We start from the raw sequence: 1,022 nt of genomic DNA, 5'->3' as shown, positions 1-1,022 counted from the left end.
AACGGATTGAGGCAGCAAAAACGCCAGTAGTAACCTCAATCCCTCAGCAAGGACTTCCAGCAAGGGCAAGCATACCAACTCAAGGGCACCAGGTTGCCAACAGTCGCATTCAAGGGCCGCTATCTAACTTTGACGCGGCAATGGAAGCTCTGGACCGTTTTCGCGAATTGGGAAATGCAGAACTTGAACTGCTGGAACCCCACCGAAGCCGAATGACTTATGTTGAATTAAGCACTGCTATCTGCAAAATGAGCTACGCAGTGGATTCAGAAACACGGAAAGAATGGACTGAAGCCAGCGAGAAAAGGAGAAGAGACCCACTTGGGCTTGATGAAATAGTGGAATGGGATTTGGATTCATTGGCGACATTGGATTCATTGGCGACAGAGTCAGAACTGGTCAACAACGATGACTGGATGGAAGAGTTCCTGCAAGGGCTGTGATATGCATTAAGAATGCCATTCGCCCCTTGACTGTGGGACGCCGCAACTGGCTGTTTGCCGATACCCCTGATGGCGTCCGGGGCCAGCGCCATTTATTACAGCCTGATCGAAAGTGCCAAAGCCAATGGACTGGAGCCTTTCGAGTACCTTTGTTACGTACTGGAGGAACTGCCGTATGCGGATACGGTTGAGAAGCTGGAAGCACTCCTGCCCTGGAATGTAAAAGCCAGCGGTGCGCTATCCCGTAACACATCTCACAGCCAGACTGCCTGACAAAACAGGTCAGCCTTCCCTGATACCGACTGCCTGGAACTTTACCGGGCTTACCAAGTCAGTTCTATTGTTGTCATCCCCAGACGATTCTCCAATTGGAAACAGGTAATCCCCGAAAAAACCATGCAGACACCTTCCTCCTCAGTAACCGCAGACACGGCATCCCCGTTAACATCCACTGAAGCCGGAAGGCACCAGCCAGCAAACAGCCGAAAACAAGAAAGAAAGCGATCCATGTCAGGTTACCAGGTGGAACAGACAACAACGAGCACTGGAACATTTCCACCGCATCAACTGCAATCTGAA

2 protein-coding genes and 1 pseudogene are annotated in these 1,022 nt (G+C 50.8%); all 3 read left to right on the top strand.

Annotated features, from left to right (window positions below):
• The coding region (locus CX664_RS23210) for a hypothetical protein (protein ID WP_180966604.1) at nucleotides 1-443 on the top strand (443 nt) is incomplete at its 5' end.
• Nucleotides 443-716, top strand: a pseudogene (locus CX664_RS23205) (transposase domain-containing protein); the annotation flags it as partial. The gene CX664_RS23210 and the pseudogene CX664_RS23205, both read left to right, overlap by 1 nt.
• Nucleotides 717-839: 123 nt before the next feature.
• On the top strand, nucleotides 840-1,022 hold a 183-nt coding region (locus tag CX664_RS27275), incomplete at its 3' end, for a hypothetical protein (RefSeq protein WP_219622277.1).

Source organism: Endozoicomonas acroporae (assembly GCF_002864045.1).
GTDB classification, from domain to species: Bacteria; Pseudomonadota; Gammaproteobacteria; order Pseudomonadales; family Endozoicomonadaceae; genus Endozoicomonas; species Endozoicomonas acroporae.
The sequence above is the reverse complement of the archived record's forward strand: the minus strand, read 5'-3'. Positions and strand labels throughout refer to the sequence as shown.